Raw genomic sequence first — 667 nt, forward strand, 5'->3', positions numbered from 1 at the left:
TTTGCAACCTTCTTCTTTGTTTTTCACAAGTCATTACCAAATTTATACATGGATTTAAGCGATGCTGAAAACTATGTAGATAATATGGAGGTGATGAGTATTGCAGCTAATTTATTAATTGCAGCAGCTATTTTTCAAATTAGTGATAGTATACAAGTAATGGTGTTAGGAGCTTTACGTGGTTTACAAGACGTTAAAATGCCGACATTAATTACATTTATATCGTATTGGGTAGTTGGTTTTCCAATCAGCTTTTATTTTGGTTCAAAAGAAATGTATGGTAGTTTCGGAATATGGCTTGGACTATTGGCAGGATTAACAACTGCTTCAATTTTACTTTTTATACGATTTAATAAATTAACTTTACAATTGATTAAAACCAAACATAATGAACTTACCTAAATTTTTATTAGCAGATAATAGCAATCATCCAGAAGATATTTTTGTGTTACATACTGAGTATCCACGTTTTTTAATCAATTTAAAAGATGATGAAATAGAGTGGTTTGAAGACTTGTCTGATGAAAACGAACAAGATTTAGCCAATGAACTTGAAGGACTTATTGAAGCAGCAGGTTTATTTTATGATGCAGAAATGGAAGGATTAGAATAAACTTTATTAAGAATAATAGAAAACGCCATAGTGATTAAACAAACACTATGGCGT

Annotated in this window: 2 protein-coding genes; both read left to right on the forward strand. The window is 30.3% G+C overall.

The genetic code is table 11. The features are described from left to right. A partial coding sequence (locus OU788_RS12570; RefSeq protein ID WP_274635477.1) for an MATE family efflux transporter occupies window positions 1-402 on the forward strand: 402 nt, incomplete at its 5' end. Further along, complete coding sequence (locus OU788_RS12575) at window positions 389-613, forward strand: hypothetical protein (RefSeq protein WP_028892684.1); 225 nt, start codon at window positions 389-391, stop codon at window positions 611-613. The genes OU788_RS12570 and OU788_RS12575, both read left to right, overlap by 14 nt. Window positions 614-667 lie beyond the last annotated feature (54 nt).

This window comes from Tenacibaculum sp. L6 (genome assembly GCF_028823685.1).
Lineage (GTDB): Bacteria > Bacteroidota > Bacteroidia > Flavobacteriales > Flavobacteriaceae > Polaribacter.